The sequence below is a fragment of the Paraburkholderia graminis C4D1M genome (assembly GCF_000172415.1).
GTDB classification, from domain to species: domain Bacteria; phylum Pseudomonadota; class Gammaproteobacteria; order Burkholderiales; family Burkholderiaceae; genus Paraburkholderia; species Paraburkholderia graminis.
This window is the reverse complement of record NZ_ABLD01000027.1, coordinates 1-14,975: the sequence shown is the minus strand read 5'-3', so window position 1 is coordinate 14,975 and position 14,975 is coordinate 1. Positions and strand designations below refer to the sequence as shown.

Annotated in this window: 12 protein-coding genes and 1 pseudogene; 3 read left to right on the top strand and 10 right to left on the bottom strand. The window is 63.5% G+C overall.

Annotated elements, in window-relative coordinates; genetic code table 11:
- Positions 1 to 189: 189 nt before the first annotated feature.
- Complete coding sequence (locus tag BGRAMDRAFT_RS28340) at positions 190 to 744, top strand: putative glycolipid-binding domain-containing protein (RefSeq protein ID WP_006052327.1); 555 nt, start codon at positions 190 to 192, stop codon at positions 742 to 744.
- Here BGRAMDRAFT_RS28340 and BGRAMDRAFT_RS28335 read toward each other — a convergent pair.
- The 7 genes and pseudogenes from BGRAMDRAFT_RS28335 to BGRAMDRAFT_RS28305 all read right to left on the bottom strand — a co-directional run bounded on the left by BGRAMDRAFT_RS28335 (position 719) and on the right by BGRAMDRAFT_RS28305 (position 7,885).
- Positions 719 to 1,675 carry an alpha/beta fold hydrolase gene (locus BGRAMDRAFT_RS28335; RefSeq protein WP_006052326.1) on the bottom strand — a complete coding sequence of 319 codons (957 nt, stop codon included), beginning with the start codon at positions 1,673 to 1,675 and terminating at the stop codon, positions 719 to 721. The two genes, BGRAMDRAFT_RS28340 and BGRAMDRAFT_RS28335, sit on opposite strands and share 26 nt — an antisense overlap.
- Positions 1,672 to 2,553, bottom strand: coding sequence for a metal-dependent hydrolase (locus BGRAMDRAFT_RS28330; RefSeq protein ID WP_006052325.1), 882 nt, complete (start codon positions 2,551 to 2,553; stop codon positions 1,672 to 1,674). Before BGRAMDRAFT_RS28330 ends, BGRAMDRAFT_RS28335 begins: the two co-directional genes overlap by 4 nt.
- Positions 2,554 to 2,629: 76 nt before the next feature.
- On the bottom strand, positions 2,630 to 3,538 hold the full coding sequence (locus BGRAMDRAFT_RS28325) for an SDR family NAD(P)-dependent oxidoreductase (protein WP_006052324.1): 909 nt from the start codon (positions 3,536 to 3,538) through the stop codon (positions 2,630 to 2,632).
- 51 nt (positions 3,539 to 3,589) lie between these two features.
- Entirely contained in the window at positions 3,590 to 5,197 is a 1,608-nt protein-coding gene (locus tag BGRAMDRAFT_RS28320) for a flavin-containing monooxygenase (RefSeq protein ID WP_006052323.1), read from the bottom strand.
- 172 nt (positions 5,198 to 5,369) lie between these two features.
- Positions 5,370 to 6,242 (bottom strand): MerR family transcriptional regulator, encoded by an 873-nt coding sequence (locus tag BGRAMDRAFT_RS28315; RefSeq protein WP_006052322.1) that lies wholly within the window; start codon positions 6,240 to 6,242, stop codon positions 5,370 to 5,372.
- 38 nt (positions 6,243 to 6,280) lie between these two features.
- Entirely contained in the window at positions 6,281 to 6,862 is a 582-nt protein-coding gene (locus BGRAMDRAFT_RS28310) for a GNAT family N-acetyltransferase (RefSeq protein WP_006052321.1), read from the bottom strand.
- Positions 6,863 to 6,998: 136 nt separating this feature from the next.
- Positions 6,999 to 7,885 (bottom strand): annotated as a pseudogene (locus tag BGRAMDRAFT_RS28305) (DMT family transporter).
- A 115-nt stretch (positions 7,886 to 8,000) separates the two neighbouring features.
- Here BGRAMDRAFT_RS28305 and BGRAMDRAFT_RS28300 point away from each other — a divergent pair.
- On the top strand, positions 8,001 to 9,443 hold the full coding sequence (locus tag BGRAMDRAFT_RS28300) for an aminotransferase-like domain-containing protein (protein WP_006052319.1): 1,443 nt from the start codon (positions 8,001 to 8,003) through the stop codon (positions 9,441 to 9,443).
- A 40-nt stretch (positions 9,444 to 9,483) separates the two neighbouring features.
- Here BGRAMDRAFT_RS28300 and BGRAMDRAFT_RS28295 read toward each other — a convergent pair whose 3' ends face one another.
- The 3 genes from BGRAMDRAFT_RS28295 to BGRAMDRAFT_RS28285 form a co-directional block, all read right to left on the bottom strand.
- A complete protein-coding gene (locus BGRAMDRAFT_RS28295; RefSeq protein ID WP_006052318.1) occupies positions 9,484 to 10,563 on the bottom strand; it encodes a TAXI family TRAP transporter solute-binding subunit in 1,080 nt (359 codons plus the stop codon).
- 68 nt (positions 10,564 to 10,631) lie between these two features.
- Positions 10,632 to 11,678 carry a hypothetical protein gene (locus BGRAMDRAFT_RS28290; RefSeq protein WP_006052317.1) on the bottom strand — a complete coding sequence of 349 codons (1,047 nt, stop codon included), beginning with the start codon at positions 11,676 to 11,678 and terminating at the stop codon, positions 10,632 to 10,634.
- Between the two features lie 365 nt (positions 11,679 to 12,043).
- The gene (locus tag BGRAMDRAFT_RS28285; protein WP_006052316.1) at positions 12,044 to 13,615 is read right to left on the bottom strand and encodes an MDR family MFS transporter; all 1,572 of its coding nucleotides are present in this window, start codon (positions 13,613 to 13,615) and stop codon (positions 12,044 to 12,046) included.
- Between the two features lie 73 nt (positions 13,616 to 13,688).
- On the opposite strand from BGRAMDRAFT_RS28285, the gene BGRAMDRAFT_RS28280 reads away from it, so the two are divergent.
- Positions 13,689 to 14,513 (top strand): TetR/AcrR family transcriptional regulator, encoded by an 825-nt coding sequence (locus BGRAMDRAFT_RS28280; protein WP_044021933.1) that lies wholly within the window; start codon positions 13,689 to 13,691, stop codon positions 14,511 to 14,513.
- Positions 14,514 to 14,975 lie beyond the last annotated feature (462 nt).

The following is a 14,975-nucleotide window of genomic DNA, read 5'->3' as shown; positions in this document are numbered from 1 at the left end:
ACGTCGCGGACACAGGTGAAACGCGAGCATAGGGCAGTGCTGCCGCTGCGTGCATGCCGGCGCGTTGATAGTCGCTATTTGCAACGCTTCGCATCATGCGGCGATTCGCGCATCGGCGAAAGTAAGACGTTCGCGCTACGATACGAAACGCGGCACGTGCCGCGGTTTTCATCGCGAGGAGGCGATCCAATGCGTGAACTTCGGTGGGCATCGCAAGAGGGCGACGGTATCGAACATCTGAGCTTCGATGCGCGCGACGACGGCTTCGAAGTAGAAAGCGTTGTCGTCGGCCAGCGCTATGGCAAGAGCTATGGGCTGCACTACACAGTGCGTTGCGATGTGCAATGGCGCACGCGTCATGCTTGGCTGAAGATTGTCGGCGCGGGAGAACTGGAGTTGCACGGCGACGGCGAGGGCCATTGGCGCGATGGTCACGGCCTTGTGCTGAGCGCGATCGAAGGATGCATCGACATCGACATCGCAGCCACGCCGTTTACCAACACGCTGCCGATTCGCCGGTTGCAACTCGCGCAAGGCGAGCGCCGGCCTCTGCAAGTTGCCTACATTTCGACGCCGGATCTTCAGGTCACGCGAGTCGAGCAGGCGTATTCGTGTATCGAGCTGAATCGCGAGTATCGCTATGAAGGCATTTTCCGCGATTTCACGGCGAATATGAAAGTGGATGACGACGGGCTCGTGATCGACTATCCGACGCTATTCAGTCGCCTGCCGCGCGAGCGTTGAGCGGCGCGTTGAACGACGATGTACCCGAGCCGCCCGGTCGATACAGGTGCCGCGCAACGAAGCGTTCGATGTGCGCGGCGACCACTTGCGGCTCGCGCAATACAACCCAATGGCCTGCGTCAATCTCGATGCGCTCATAGGGACCAAGCCACGCTTCCTGTCCGAGCGACAATTCTGGCCCGACGTAACGATCGCGTAGCGGCACGATGAACTGCACCGGCGCGTGAGCGTGGCGCGCGCGCGGATGCAGCAGCTTGTCGATGAAATTCGCGCGGTAAAGACCGAGGCCGTTGATCGCGTTGCGCAGTTGCGCGGGGTCGCGCGGTGCCCGCACGCGCTCGGTCATGCGCAACCACAGCGGCCACATGCGTGCGCCGCCAAGGCGCCATACGAGTTCCGGCAGCCACGGCAGATGAAAGAAGAAGATGTACCAGGACCTGAGAATTTGCCGGATGCGACCGCGCGGAAATTGTTTTGTCATCCTATGTTTTTCGTCAGCAGCGTTCGCGCCGCGCAAGTCCAGCGACGCGTGATCAAGGCACGGCCCCGAGATGGACGTATACGACGCAATCCGTCCTTTGAATTCCGGACTGGTGACGGCTTCCCAGCTTTGAATCGAGCCCCAGTCGTGACCGACGAGGTGAAACGGCTGCGCACCGCAGGTCGCATCGACGACCGCCGCGAGATCGGCAGCAAGCTGTTCGAGACGATAGCCGCCGCGCGTGGCCGGTGCGCCGGACGCGCCTGCGCCGCGCACGTCGTAGCTGATGATGCGATAGCGCGCGTCGAGTTGCGCGCGCACCGGTTCCCACACCGCGGCCGAGTCGGGATAGCCGTGCACGAACACGATGGGCGGCGCCTCTCGCGGTCCGCTGACGTAGACGGCGAGCCGCACGTCGCCGGCATCCACCGACAACGTGTCGCGTATCACGCGGCCGCCTGCATGCCGCGACGCGCTGAGCGGCGCGTATTCGGCGCGGCTGCGTTGGCGGCATCGACTGCTGCGACGAGGCCGTCGATGCGCGCAAGCTGCGCGCGATTATCGTGGTCCCACGGATGGAAACCCGGCCGGAAAAAACTCAGCCATTCGCCGGCAATCCGCGGAAAAACGCCATGACGTGGCCCATAAAGATACTTCAGCACGCGCCACATGCCGCGCACATGACCGCCGCGTTTGCGATCGGCGATGATCAGACGCACGTGGTAGTCGAACACGATCAGCCAGAACGTGATCGTCGTGGCGAGCATGACGCCCGTGCGCAACAGATAGCGGCCGAGGCCGGGCTTCAGCACTGCGTTCCATACGTCGTAGGAAACGGATTTGTGTTCGGTCTCTTCGAGCGCATGCCACGTCCACATCTGCGCGTAGCCTTGAACCGATCCGTCGATGCGCGTCGCGTCCTCGAGCAGCAAACCCGCAAGCATCGCCGTGTAATGCTCGAGGCAAACGGTGACGGCCAACTGATACGAATGCGGCAGCACCTTGCGGCCGAAGTTGAGGATCGCCCACAGTCGCTTGTCGAGTTTATGCGCGGGCAAGCCGGCCTGTTGCAACAGGTCGTTGTACTCGACATGCTCGCGCGTATGCATGGCTTCCTGGCCGATAAAGCCGAGCACCTGCTTTTTCAACACGGGGTCGTCGATGTCGTCGCGATAGTGGCGCACGCTGTCCATGAAAAAACGCTCGCCAGCCGGGAACAGCAGCGAAAGGGCGTTGAAGAAGTGCGTGACGTGCGAGCCTTGTGCATGCCAATCGCAGGCACGCTCGGGCGGAAGATTGAAGCGTAAGTCGCGGCGAACGGGCATCATGGCCTTTTCTCCTTGAATGCGTGTGATTCCTCGTGATTCCTCATGACGCTTTGCGATTCCCGAGCGGCGCATTGCATCATGCGCGCCTGCCGGCGAGCTGCGCCGCGCGCCGTGCGCGTTTCTCCGCGATGCGCTTCATGCGCCGCGTTTGCAGCACGACGAGTGCCTGATAGGCGGCGGGCAGCGTGCGCGCGAGCCAGTCGGCGGCTCGCGCATCGCGGCCGATCAGCACACGCCGCTTGTTCCTGCGCACGCCGTCCAGAATCACGCGCGCGGCTTCGTCGGCGGTGGTGATAAAGAACTTCTCGAAGTCGTCCTTGCCTTGCTGTTCGTTTTCCACCATGAAGCCGATCATATTCGGCGCAATGCGGCTCGACTGCGCAATGCTGGTGCGGATGCCGCCCGGATGCACACACGTCGCCGACACGCCGCATTTCATCAGGTCGAGTTCCTGGCGCAGCGCTTCGGTGAAGCCACGCACCGCGAACTTGGTCGCGTTGTAGCCGCTCATGCCGGGTTGCGAAAAGAGACCGAACACGCTCGACGTATTGACGATGTGACCTTCGCCCGAAGTCTTTAAATAAGGCAGAAACGCCTTCGTGCCGTGCACGACACCCCAGAAGTTGATGCCGACGATCCATTCGAGATCCGCGTACTCCATTCCTTCAATGGTGCTCGACAACGCGACGCCCGCGTTGTTGAACACCAGATTGACGCGCCCATGCTCAGCAGCCGTTTGAGCCGCCCACGCGAACATCGCGTTGCGATCCGACACATCGGATACGGCCGTCGTGATGAGAAGCGGCGCGCCCACGATATGCGGTGCTGCGGCCTGTGCGAGTCGAGCGGTCTCCTCGAGGCTCGTCGCGTTGCGGTCGGCGAGGGCGAGATGGCAACCTTCGCGCGCGAGGCGAATCGCAAGCGAGCGGCCCATGCCCGAACCCGCGCCGGTGATCGCGGCGACCTTGTCGGTGAAGTGCTTCATTGGTTTTATCTCCTGTCCTCTCTGAAGGTGCGTTGTCGTTATTGCGTGTTTTCAGGTCGCTTCCGCCGATGCCGATGCCTTGCCTTGCACATGCGCGCTTTGCGTTGCAGCGGCATGTGCGCTCACGTTCACGTTGACGCTCTTAGGCGCGGGCGAATAGGCGAAGTAATCGGCCATGCTGAACGTGCTGGTGGCCCGGCGGAACTTGTAGGCGAAGCCAGGCCACAGGGTCGTGTTCTTCCCGGTTCTCGGGTCCAGATACCAGCTCTTGCAGCCGCCCGTCGACCAGATCGCGCGGCCGAGCTGCTGCTGAATCTGTTCGTTGTACGCGCGCTCCACGTGCGGACGCACCTCGATCGCCGCTGCGCCTTCGTTCTGCATCGCCTTCAACGCACGCAGAATGTATTCGACCTGCGACTCGATCATGAACACCATCGAGTTGTGACCGAGGCCGGTGTTCGGACCCACGATCATGAAAAAATTCGGATAGCCAGGCAATGTCGTACCCAGGTACGCATGCGCGCCGTCTCTCCATGTATCGACGATGTCGACGCCGCCGCGTCCGCGCACCACGCCTTGGGCAAACGGATCGGCAACCTGAAAGCCCGTGCCGAAGATCAGGCAGTCGGCCGGATGACGCACGCCGTCGCTCGTGATGACGGCGTCTTCGTCGATGCGCTCAATCGCGCTCGTCGTCACCGACACATTTGCTCGCGACAGGGCGGGGAAGTAGTCGTTAGAAATGAGGATGCGCTTGCAGCCCATCGTGTAATCCGGCGTGAGCGTCGCGCGTAATTGCGGGTCGCGCACCTGGCGGCGCAAATGCCGCTCGGCGACTTTCTGCGCGGTCTTCATCAGCGACGGATGAACCGCGAACCCCAGCGCACGCGATTCGAGCATGCAGTACAGCGCCGAGCGCATGACCTTCTGCGTGAACGGCAGATGTTTGAAAAGCCACTGCTCGATGGGCCGCACGGCGCGGTCGGCCTTCGGCATGATCCACGGCGGCGTGCGCTGAAACAGATCGAGATGCGCGACGCGCGGCGCGATTTGCGGCACGAACTGGATCGCGCTCGCGCCCGTGCCGATCACGGCGACGCGTTTGCCTTCGAGCGGGTAGCCGTGGTCCCAATGCTGCGAGTGAAACGCGCGGCCCTTGAACGTCTCGATGCCGGGAATGTTCGGCGTCGACGCGCGCGAGAGTCCGCCCATCGCCGAAATCAGCACGCGCGCCGACCACTGCTGTCCGTTGGCAAAGCGCAGATGCCAGCGGCGGCGCGTGTCGTCGTAGATGGCGCTCGTCAGTTCATGGCCGAAACGCAGATGACGCTCGACTCCAAAGCGCCGCACACAGTCGTCCAGGTACGCGCGGATTTCCGGTTGCCGCGCGAACATGCGCGACCAGCGAGGATTCGGCGCGAACGAAAAGGAGTACACGTGCGATTGCACGTCGCATGCACAGCCGGGGTAGTGGTTGTCGCGCCATGTGCCGCCGACGGAATCGGCTTTTTCGGCGACGAGAAAATCGGTCAAGCCCGATTGCCGCAAGCGGATCGCCATGCCGAGTCCCGCGAAACCCGTCCCGATAATGGCGATGTCGGTCTCGGCAGGCGCGGACGGGTGGTCCGCCGCGGCGTCGTGGGGCATTCGTGCGTTCATCCCGTCGTCTCCCTTTTACGCTCATAACTGTTACATTGAGTGATGTAACGATAGGAGGTCGAGACGGACGATGCAAGAGGGCGGCTAGACGCCCGACTCTAGGAAGTGGTGAAACGGCGGTGGCGCAATGACGCGATGGTCGTTGCGGCGCAAAGCTCGCGCATCGGCTGACTTACTGTTTGCGCGTTTTCTTTGTGCCCGTCGGGCGCGCGATGCTCGGCTTCGCGCCGGATTCACCGAGTTTCTTCGCCATGATCGCGGCGACGCGATCGCCGAGATAATCGCCTGACGCTTCTTCCAGCGCGCGGTTCATCTCGCTTTCGACGAGCACCATCGCGAGCGGCCGCACGCGCCAGATGGCGTCGACGAGCGCGGGCACGTCGGCGGGCGGCGGAAGCGCGTCGGGATCGTAGCGGTCGAGTTGACGCACGACCAGATCCACCAGCGCCTTCGCGACCACGCTGAAATGCGGACGCGCGGCGCCGACGGCCTCGAGCAGATCGGCGAGCGGAATGCCTTCTTTCGCGAGCGTCGCCCCGGCTGCGAGCGCAGTGGGGCTCGCCGACACGAACGAGAGGCCGTCGCGTTCCAGCAGGCCGAGATCGACCGCCTTGGCAAGCGCCGCCGGCGAAGCCTTGTCGCCGAACATCTGCAGCAACTCGATCAACGAATATTTCCGCGGATGCTCGCGCGACCAGCGTCCGCCGATCGCGGTTTCGAGGCCGAGAATCGAGCGAAGATCGTGTCCTTCGTCGACGGCCTTGATCAGATCCTGGATGTTCGCGAGCGTGTAGCCGCGCGCGAGCAGATGATTGATGAGCTTCAAACGCGACACATGCGTGTCGTCGTACACGCCGACCCGGCCGCGCTTCTCAGGCGGCGCGAGAAGCCCGCGGTCCTGATACGCGCGCACGTTGCGCACGGTCGTGTCGCTCACGCGCGCGAGTTCGTCGACGGTGTATTCGTTGCGCGGCGCGGCACTCGCGGGCATGTTGGCGGGCTGTTGCGGGGCGTCGGGCGCGGGTGACGGAGGCGGTTTTGGCATGCCCGCGATTTTACCGCGCTGCGCGGAAGGCGAACCGGCTACGTTTGCTGATCGGGTGGCGTCGTGGCGCCCGCGCCCAACGTCCTTTGCATCAACGTGCTGTCGAGCCAGCGGCCATGTTTGAAACCGACTGCCTTCAACGTGCCGATCAGCTCAAAACCCAGTTGCTGATGCAGCGACAGCGAGCCGCCGCTGCCGCCGTCCGCGATGACGGCGACCATCTGGCGCCAGGGTCCGGCTTCGCATCGTTCGATCAGCGCCTGCAGCAGCACGCGGCCGAGGCCGCGTCCGCGATAGGCGTCGCTCACGTAGATCGAATCTTCGATGGTGTTGCGATACGCGGCGCGCGGGCGGTACGGCGTCGCGTAGCAATAGCCCGCAACTTCGCCGTCGATCTCGGCGACCATGTACGGCAATCCGTGGTTGCGCACGGACGCGAGACGCGTGCGCAGTTCGTCGACGGAAGGCGGGACTTCCTCGAACGACGCAACGCCGGTCAACACATGGTGCGCGTAAATGGCTTGAATCGCGGGCAAGTCGGCTTCTGTCGCGTCGCGGATCAATGGGGCGCTCGAGGCGGCGGTCGATGCCGAAGCGGAGGCGGGGAGGGTTGTACTCATAACGTATTCCAGGAGCGGCCTTGCATAGCGCTTACGGCCTGTCGTGCCGGTTCTTCCGACGAAACGTTTTACTATGCCCGCCGCGCCGCCAAATTCAAAGCCGTTCAAAAATCGTAGTACGCGAACACCGCGCGGCTCACGCCGTGCGCCGTGCAGGCGGCGCCTTCGAAAAGCGCCGCGCGCCGGCCACGCACGCAACCACCGCGACGGTCACGGCGATCATCGAGGGCGGCACCTGTTCATGCAGCAGAAGCCCCGCGAGCAGCAGTCCGAAGAACGGCTGCAGCAATTGCAGTTGGCCGACTCCCGCGATGCCGCCAGCGCGAGGCCGCGATACCAGAACACGAAGCCGATCAGCATGCTGAACAGCGACACGTACGCGAGGCCCCACAGCGCCGCATGGCTGACGCCCTCGAACGACGCGGGCCGGGTCCACCAAGCAAGCGGAAGCATCAGCGGAAGCGACAGCACCAGCGCCCACGAAATGACCTGCCAGCCGCCGAGGTGCCGCGATAGCCGCGCGCCTTCCGCATAACCGAGCCCGCACGCGACGATCGCCGCGAGCATCAGCGCATCGCCTACCGGAGACGCGTCGATGCCGTGGCGCATCGCGAACGCGACCACTGCGCCGCTGCCGAGCGCGGAAAACAGCCAGAACGCCGCTTGCGGACGCTCGCCGCCGCGCAGCACGCCGAAGATCGCGGTGGCAAGCGGCAGCAACCCGACGAATACGATCGCATGCGCCGAGCTGACGTGCCGCAGCGCGAGCGCGGTCAAGAGCGGAAAGCCGACCACGACGCCGAGCGCGACCACCACGAGCGGAATCACGTCGCGGCGCGCGGGACGCGCCTCGCGAAAGAGGAGCAGCAGCGCGAGACCGAGCGTGCCTGCAATGGTTGCGCGCGCGACCGTCAGAAACACAGGGTCGAGCCCTTGCACGGCAATGCGCGTGGCCGGCAGCGAGCCGCTGAAGATCAACACGCCTATGAACCCGCTCAGCCAGCCGTTCGTCGTCTTGTCCATTCGAAAAGTCCGTGCGCAATGAAATGAAGCCTATAGCATCCGCTCCCTGCATGAAAACGTTAAGCTACGGATCAGTACAATTCATGCAAACTGTACCGACGAAGGAGCAGTACAGATGGGCGATAGTGGAGAGAACGCCGACGGCGAAAAGCCGCAAGGCACGCGGGTTGGCATCGTCATGGACAATCTGCGTGAACGCATTGCCAGCCGCTCGCTGATGCCAGGCGCACGCGTGCCGTCGATCCGCGTGATGACGGACGCGCTCGGCGTGTCGAAGTCGACGGTGGTCGAGGCCTATGACCGGCTCGTTGCCGAAGGCGTGATCGTCGCGCGGCGCGGCTCGGGATTTTTCGTGTCGGGCCACGCGCCGCCGCTCGCGCTCGCCGATCTCGGGCCGCGTCTCGATCGCGAGGTCGATCCGCTGTGGCTCACGCGCCAGTCGTTGCAATCGGACTCAAAGGTGCTCAAGCCGGGTTGCGGCTGGATGCCGGCGTCGTGGCTGCCCGAGGACGGCGTGCGCCGCGCGTTGCGAGCGATAGCGCGCGATCCGCAGTCGCCGCTCGCCGATTACGCGAATCCGTACGGTCTGCCCGCGTTGCGTCAGCAACTCGCGTGGCGGCTCGCGCAGCACGGCGTCGACGCGCCGCCCGAGCAGATCGTGCTGACCGACGGCGGCACGCATGCGCTCGACCTCGTGTGCCGCTTTCTGCTCGAACCGGGCGACACAGTGTTGATCGACGACCCGTGCTATTTCAACTTTCAGGCGCTGCTGCGGGCGCATCGCGCGCGTATCGTCGGCGTGCCTTACACGCCGTCCGGGCCGGATCTCGCGGCCTTCGAGCGGGCGCTGATTACGCACCGTCCGCGGCTTTATGTGACCAATTCCGCGATTCATAATCCGACCGGCGCCACGCTCGCGCCGGCGATCGCGCATCGGCTGCTCAAGCTCGCGGGCGAGCACGATCTGATCGTGGTGGAGGACGATATCTTCGCCGACTTCGAAGACGAAGCCGCGCCGCGTCTCGCGGCCTTCGACGGGCTCACGCGCGTGGTGTCGATCGGCAGCTTTTCGAAAACGCTTTCGGCGGCGGCGCGTTGCGGTTATATCGCTGCGCGCGGCGAGTGGATCGAGCCGCTGATCGACCTGAAGCTCGCCACGACGTTCGGCAACGGGCAGCTTACGGCGAGCGTCGTGCATCGATTGCTGGTGGATGGGACGTACCGGCGTCATCTCGAGTCGATGCGCGCCAAGCTCGCGGATGCGATGGGCGAGACCATGCGCCGCCTCGGCTACGCCGGCCTGGAGGTGTGGACGCGACCGCACGCGGGCATGTTCGTGTGGGCGCGTCTGCCCGATTCGCTCGACGCCGCCGACGTCGCGCGTCATGCGTTAGGCGCCAATGTCGTGTTCGCGCCGGGCAATGTGTTTAGCGTCTCGCAGTCGGCTGGCGGCTATTTGCGCTTTAACGTATCGCAATGCAATCGGCCGAAAGTGTATGAAACCTTGCAGCGGGCGATGGAAAGCGCGGCCACGCGCGGCGAGCGCGAGCGGGCGTGACGGTGCATGAGGGCGCCTGTTTGCTCGCCCCCAATTCAATTCATTTGCACAGCAAAAGCAACCGCTCCTGGTTCGTACACGTGCTGCGCGGTTTTTGCGCGACCTGCGCGGCGGCAGCCGCCGCGTTGACGCTCGCGGTTCTGTTGGCGAGGCACGCACGCAGATGCTTCTCGACCGGCGGGTAATACTTCCAGCCGCGTACGAGCGTCGGCAACTCGAGCTTCACCTGTTTCCACTTCGGATGCCCATGCTCCTGCAGATTGTCGAAATTCGCGCACAGCGAGTCGGCAAAGTGATTCAGGTTGCCGACGGTATCGCGCAAGCCGTAGTCGTAAGTGACGAGGAAAGCCTTGACCGTCAGCGTCGGGACGTCTTCCTTCAGCCAGTTCGGATAGCTGGTTGCGCGGATCGTCGCCGGGAAATAGGTCTGCTTCGCGCGGGTCGTTTCCGGCGCGGCGGAATCGGCCTTTAGCAGACGGATTTGCTGCAACAGTTCCGGGTTCATGTCGTTGAACAGTTTCGCGGGCTGCCCGACGACGATGATGGCGACGTCCACTTTTTTCACGATCAGTGCGGCGAGTGCGTCCTCGTTGCTCAGATGCTGGACGTTCTGTTCGGGAATCGCCTGGCCGAACATCAGGCGATACAGCGTGGTCGCCGACTGCGCAGTGCCGCTGCCGAGCAGGCCGACGCTGATGGTTTTGTCCTTGATGTCGCTTAGCGTTTTGAGCGGCGAATCCGCGCGCACCACGACGTTTATCTCTTCGTCATAGAGCGGCATGATTAGACGCAGCGGACGAATCGCCGTACCGGCATCGGGATTGCCGGAGTTGGCCATGTCGATATACGCCTGATACACGTCGGACTGCACGAGCGCGAGCTTGACCCCCGGCTCATAGCGCATGCGCTGCACGTTCTCGGCCGAGCCCTTGGACGCGACCACGGCGAGGTCGATGCCGACGGGTTGCGCGACCCATTTGGACAGGTCCTGACCGATCTGGATATACGTGCCCCGTTCCGGGCCGGTAACGATCTTGTAGTGCGCGGGTTCGGCACTGATCAGCGAAGATGCGAGGAGCAACGCCGCTCCGAGCCATCCCGTCAAAAGTTTATGTAGCATGGTTCGCACCTATCGGTCAGTTGGCACAACCTCGTCCGTTCGATTCGGCATCCGAAATATCTGTTTGATTAGTTGGTAGTCTGACGGACGGTTTTTGCACTGGACGTCGTCTGCGAGTTGAGCGGCGCCCAGCCCGTTTCGCGGATCACGCGCTCGAGGATCGTTTTCGCGGCGTCGCTGCCGCTGTCCAGCGCGAGCGCCTCGTCTGAATGCTCGCGCGCGCAGGGCCACGACTGCTGATCGGCGCACATTTGCGCGGCGAGCAACGCGGCGTCGCGGCGCGCCGTCAACGGCTTCAATCGCGCGGCGAGAGTCTGCGCCTCGCTGCTGTCCGGTTGCAGCAATTGCACCGCGGCGAGAGCGGCTTGCGCCGCGCTGAGATCGTTGGCGGCGAATGCGGTCCGCGCTGCCTGCAACGCCTGGCCGGCATCGCGGAATTGCGGCGTGGCCGGTTTCGTTGAAGGTATCGCGATCGGCACGGCGGCCGGCAACGCCTGCGTGGTGCTTCGTATGGCGCCGGCGCTGATCGGTTTGCCAGGCACGGCGCCAACACCCGTGTTGGCCGCCTGATCCGGCGAGTATCGTGCGATGGTGCCCGTCGCTGTCCTCGCATCCTGCGCGGATTCCAAAGCCTGGTCGCCGTTGCCATGCAGGTCGCGGCTCTCGCTCAATAGCGCATAGCCGACATACGCCAGGCCCGCGGCGACAACGGCCACGCTCGCCACCACCACGTGCCGCACACGCAGACCGGCGCGCTGCACCACCTCGCCGGTTTCGGTGACGGGCAGCAACGAAGTATCCGGCGCGACGAGCGGTGAAGGCGCCGTTTGAAGACTGGCCACGGGCGCGAAATTCAATCCGGCATGTAGTGCGCCGCCAGGGAAGTCGGGCTCGCTGAATGTCGGCACGGTGAAGCTGTCGTGCAACGTCGACATGTTCAGTGTATTCAGCGTTTTCGGCCTGCTTTCATGCAACGCGCTGCGGGTAGACGCGTCGTCATCGAGCGGATGAAAAGCGCCGCAATACGGGCAGTGTTCGAGTTGCCGGTAGAGGGCGCCGCCACATCGGTTGCAGGGCGTCGGAAATTGATGGCCAGCTAAGGTTTGAGTGGACATGCTATGGCTCCACCTGTGGAAAACAATGCCGTTACGGCATGCTCCCGATCGCGTTTGAGGCGGGGTTGGCGTCCGCGGAAACCACGATCTACATGCGCCAGAGAGTCCGGGCATGCACGAAGAGAACGTTGCATGCCGTCGTTTTCAATATGTGGCGTTTCGAGACGCGCGTCAATGGACGATCGACCCTATGTTATGTGCGCTACCGCACATTACCAGGTAGGACGAATGATCGTGCATGTGAGGAAGACGAGCGCGCGCCGCTTTTTTTATGCTATTGGCGCGCCGCTCGAAGATGAATTTCGGGCGCTTGCAACTAACGTTGGCATTAAGCGACCGACAGAGAAGAAGCGCAATGCGATTACTTACTGCTTGCGCAGCGGATGATCTTTCAGCAGCCACGCGCATGCGAACGCAAGCAGCACCACGCACGCCGCTGACAGATACACCATATGCAGCGCGCCTGCGAATGCCTGCAGATAGTCGGCGCGCAATGCGTCGGGCAACTGGTGAATCGCCGCGGGTCCGAGTGCGTGGGGCAATTGGGTGTCCGGTGGAATCAGCTTTTCGAGCCGCGCGGCAAGGCCGTTTGAAAACACGGCGCCGAACGCCGCGACGCCGACCGAGCCGCCGATCGAACGAAACAACGTCGCGCCCGATGTGGCCACGCCCACATGTTTGAACTCCACCGTGTTTTGCACGGCGAGAATCAGCACCTGCATCACCATGCCGAGACCGCAACCGAGAATGCCCATGTCGAGATACATCACATGAATCGGCGTGTCGATCTGCAAGCGCGCGAGCAGCAACATCGCGACTGAGACCAGCAGCGTGCCGGCAATCGGGAACATGCGATAACGGCCAATTTTGCTGATCGTGCGGCCAGTCACCATCGACATGACGAAGAGGCCGCCCATCATTGGCAGCATTTGCATGCCGGCTTCTGTCGGCGTGGAGTTCTTCACCACTTGCAGATAAAGCGGCAGGAACGTGACGGCGCCGAACATCGACACGCCGACGATAAAACCGATCAGACTGCTCACGACGAACGTGCGCTGCCTGAACAGTTCGAGCGGCATGATCGGCTCGACGGCGGTGCGCTCCTCGTGGATGAAACCCCAGATCGCGACGAGCCCCATCCCGAGCGTGAACCAGAGTTCCGGCGACGACCACGGCAACGTCGTGCCGCCCTCGCTCGTGAAGAGGATGATGCAGGTCAGCGCGCCCGCGAGAAACGTGGCGCCCATGTAGTCGATGGTGTGCTTGACGTGACGCACGTGCGGCTTGAACACTGCGCCGATCACCGCGAGCGCGACAATGCCGAGTGGCAGGTTGATGTAGAAAATCCAGCGCCATGTGAGGTGTTCGACGAGAAAGCCGCCGAGCAACGGCCCGACCACGGTTGCAAGACCGAACACGCCGCCGAACACGCCTTGATAGCGGCCGCGCTCGGCCGGCGGAATCACATCTGCGATAGCGGCCATCGTCACGACGAGCAGGCCGCCGCCGCCGAGTCCTTGCAACGCGCGCAACACGATGAGCTGAGTCATGTCCTGAGCGATGCCGCACAACGCGGAGCCCACGAGAAAGAGTCCGATGGCGGTTTGCAGCACGATCTTGCGGCCGAACAGATCGCCGAGCTTGCCGTAGAGCGGCACGACGATAGTCGAGCTGAGCAGATAAGCCGTCACGACCCACGACAGATTATTGAGCCCGCCCAATTCGCCGACGATGGTCGGCAACGCCGTCGACACGATGGTCTGGTCGAGCGCCGCAAGCAGCATGACGAGCAGCAGCGCGGGGAACAGCAGGCGAATCGGCGGATGGCCGGCGGCTTGCGCGTCCGCCTGATTTTTCGCCTGCCTGTCTTGCCGCGAACCGGCGTGCGGCTCAGCGTTCAGCACGCGCTCGGGTTGTGTGATAGTGGACTCTTGCATGGGGGCGTATTGAAATTAATTAATGCAGAAATTAATATATGCGACATCCGGTCGCGCGTCAAACACGAGAGCAATGAAAAGGACTTCGTCGGTGGGCAAGAAGATGAGCGGTGGGAAGGCGGGCGCGAGTAGCGCGGGCGCGGCCAGGGTGCGCAAGAGCGCGACGCGCGGTGCGGGCGTCGCAGGCGGTGCTGTGCGCGGTGCTGCGGCAAAGGCAGCGACGGCCGCGCCGGCAGCCGCGCCGCAAGACGTTGCCGCGCGACGGCCTGGCCGCCCTTCGGGCGCGGCGCGCGGAGCACAGCAGCGCGACCGTCTGCTCGACGCGGCGCTCGAGCTGTTCGCGCGCCAGGGCATCGTCGATACGACGCTCGGCGAGATTGCCCGCGAGGCCGGTTTCACGCCGGCGATGATGCATTACTACTTCAAGACGCGTGAGCAACTGCTCGACGTGTTGATCGACGAACGTATCGGACCGTTGCGCGCGGGTCTCGGCGTGCCATTCCAGGAGCATGCCGACGATCCCGTCGCGGCCATCACGCAGCTTGCGCAGCGGATGGTGCGGGGGGCGGTGGAGCATCCGTGGTTTCCGTCGTTATGGGTGCGCGAAGTCATCAGCGACAGCGGTTTGTTGCGGCAGCGCATGCACGAGCGTTTCGGCGACACGAACCAGAAGATGTCGCTTGCCGCTATCGAACGATGGCAGAAAGAGGGGCTTCTCAATGCGGCGCTCGAACCGTCGTTGATGTTCGTCACGCTGCTCGGGCTGACGGTCTTGCCGCTCGCCACGTCGAAGCTGTGGCGCAACGATCCGAAGCGCCGCCAGGTCGGCGGTGACGAAATCGCGCGCCACGCGGTCGCGCTGCTCACCCAGGGGATTGGTCCGAAGAAAGCTCAGTGAGCTGATTAAAAACCATAACGCGCAACCGGTTCGCGCACGTTACGTTGCACCGATGCGCGGCACATAACGTGCTACCGATGGGATGAACGCGAACGCTGCGCAACGGGGCTGCGGGCGTCGCACAAAAATCTGCGGAAAGACGAAAAGAAGCCGCGGCGGCGAGCTACGTGCGGAGCATCGCACGCGCTGTCGCGGGAATCGGGTGCCGGCACCGGTCGTCCTCGCAAGGACTCCGGGAGCCGTTTTTTCATTGGCGTGCAATTTTGGCGCGTTATGGTGCGCGCGTTGCAGGGACCCTTGTTTACAATCGTGCGCTTTCCTGCAACTCGGCACCTGAAATCGAGTCGGAACCATGAACAGCAACATCGCGGCCGCACAAAACGGCGGCAAGCAGCAAAACCAGCATAGTCAGCAGGGCGACACGTTGGCCAAGCCTGACGGCCTAACCGGATTTTTAGAGCA

What these genes read in the sequence shown, in the direction of transcription:
- BGRAMDRAFT_RS28310 (WP_006052321.1), bottom strand. Translation starts at nt 6,862, where the DNA reads ATGAGTACAACCCTCCCCGCCTCCGCTTCGGCATCGACCGCCGCCTCG.
- BGRAMDRAFT_RS28315 (WP_006052322.1), bottom strand. Translation starts at nt 6,242, where the DNA reads ATGCCAAAACCGCCTCCGTCACCCGCGCCCGACGCCCCGCAACAGCCC.
- BGRAMDRAFT_RS28340 (WP_006052327.1), top strand. Translation starts at nt 190, where the DNA reads ATGCGTGAACTTCGGTGGGCATCGCAAGAGGGCGACGGTATCGAACAT.
- BGRAMDRAFT_RS28285 (WP_006052316.1), bottom strand. Translation starts at nt 13,615, where the DNA reads ATGCAAGAGTCCACTATCACACAACCCGAGCGCGTGCTGAACGCTGAG.
- BGRAMDRAFT_RS28295 (WP_006052318.1), bottom strand. Translation starts at nt 10,563, where the DNA reads ATGCTACATAAACTTTTGACGGGATGGCTCGGAGCGGCGTTGCTCCTC.
- BGRAMDRAFT_RS28300 (WP_006052319.1), top strand. Translation starts at nt 8,001, where the DNA reads ATGGGCGATAGTGGAGAGAACGCCGACGGCGAAAAGCCGCAAGGCACG.
- BGRAMDRAFT_RS28320 (WP_006052323.1), bottom strand. Translation starts at nt 5,197, where the DNA reads ATGAACGCACGAATGCCCCACGACGCCGCGGCGGACCACCCGTCCGCG.
- BGRAMDRAFT_RS28280 (WP_044021933.1), top strand. Translation starts at nt 13,689, where the DNA reads ATGAAAAGGACTTCGTCGGTGGGCAAGAAGATGAGCGGTGGGAAGGCG.
- BGRAMDRAFT_RS28290 (WP_006052317.1), bottom strand. Translation starts at nt 11,678, where the DNA reads ATGTCCACTCAAACCTTAGCTGGCCATCAATTTCCGACGCCCTGCAAC.
- BGRAMDRAFT_RS28330 (WP_006052325.1), bottom strand. Translation starts at nt 2,553, where the DNA reads ATGATGCCCGTTCGCCGCGACTTACGCTTCAATCTTCCGCCCGAGCGT.
- BGRAMDRAFT_RS28325 (WP_006052324.1), bottom strand. Translation starts at nt 3,538, where the DNA reads ATGAAGCACTTCACCGACAAGGTCGCCGCGATCACCGGCGCGGGTTCG.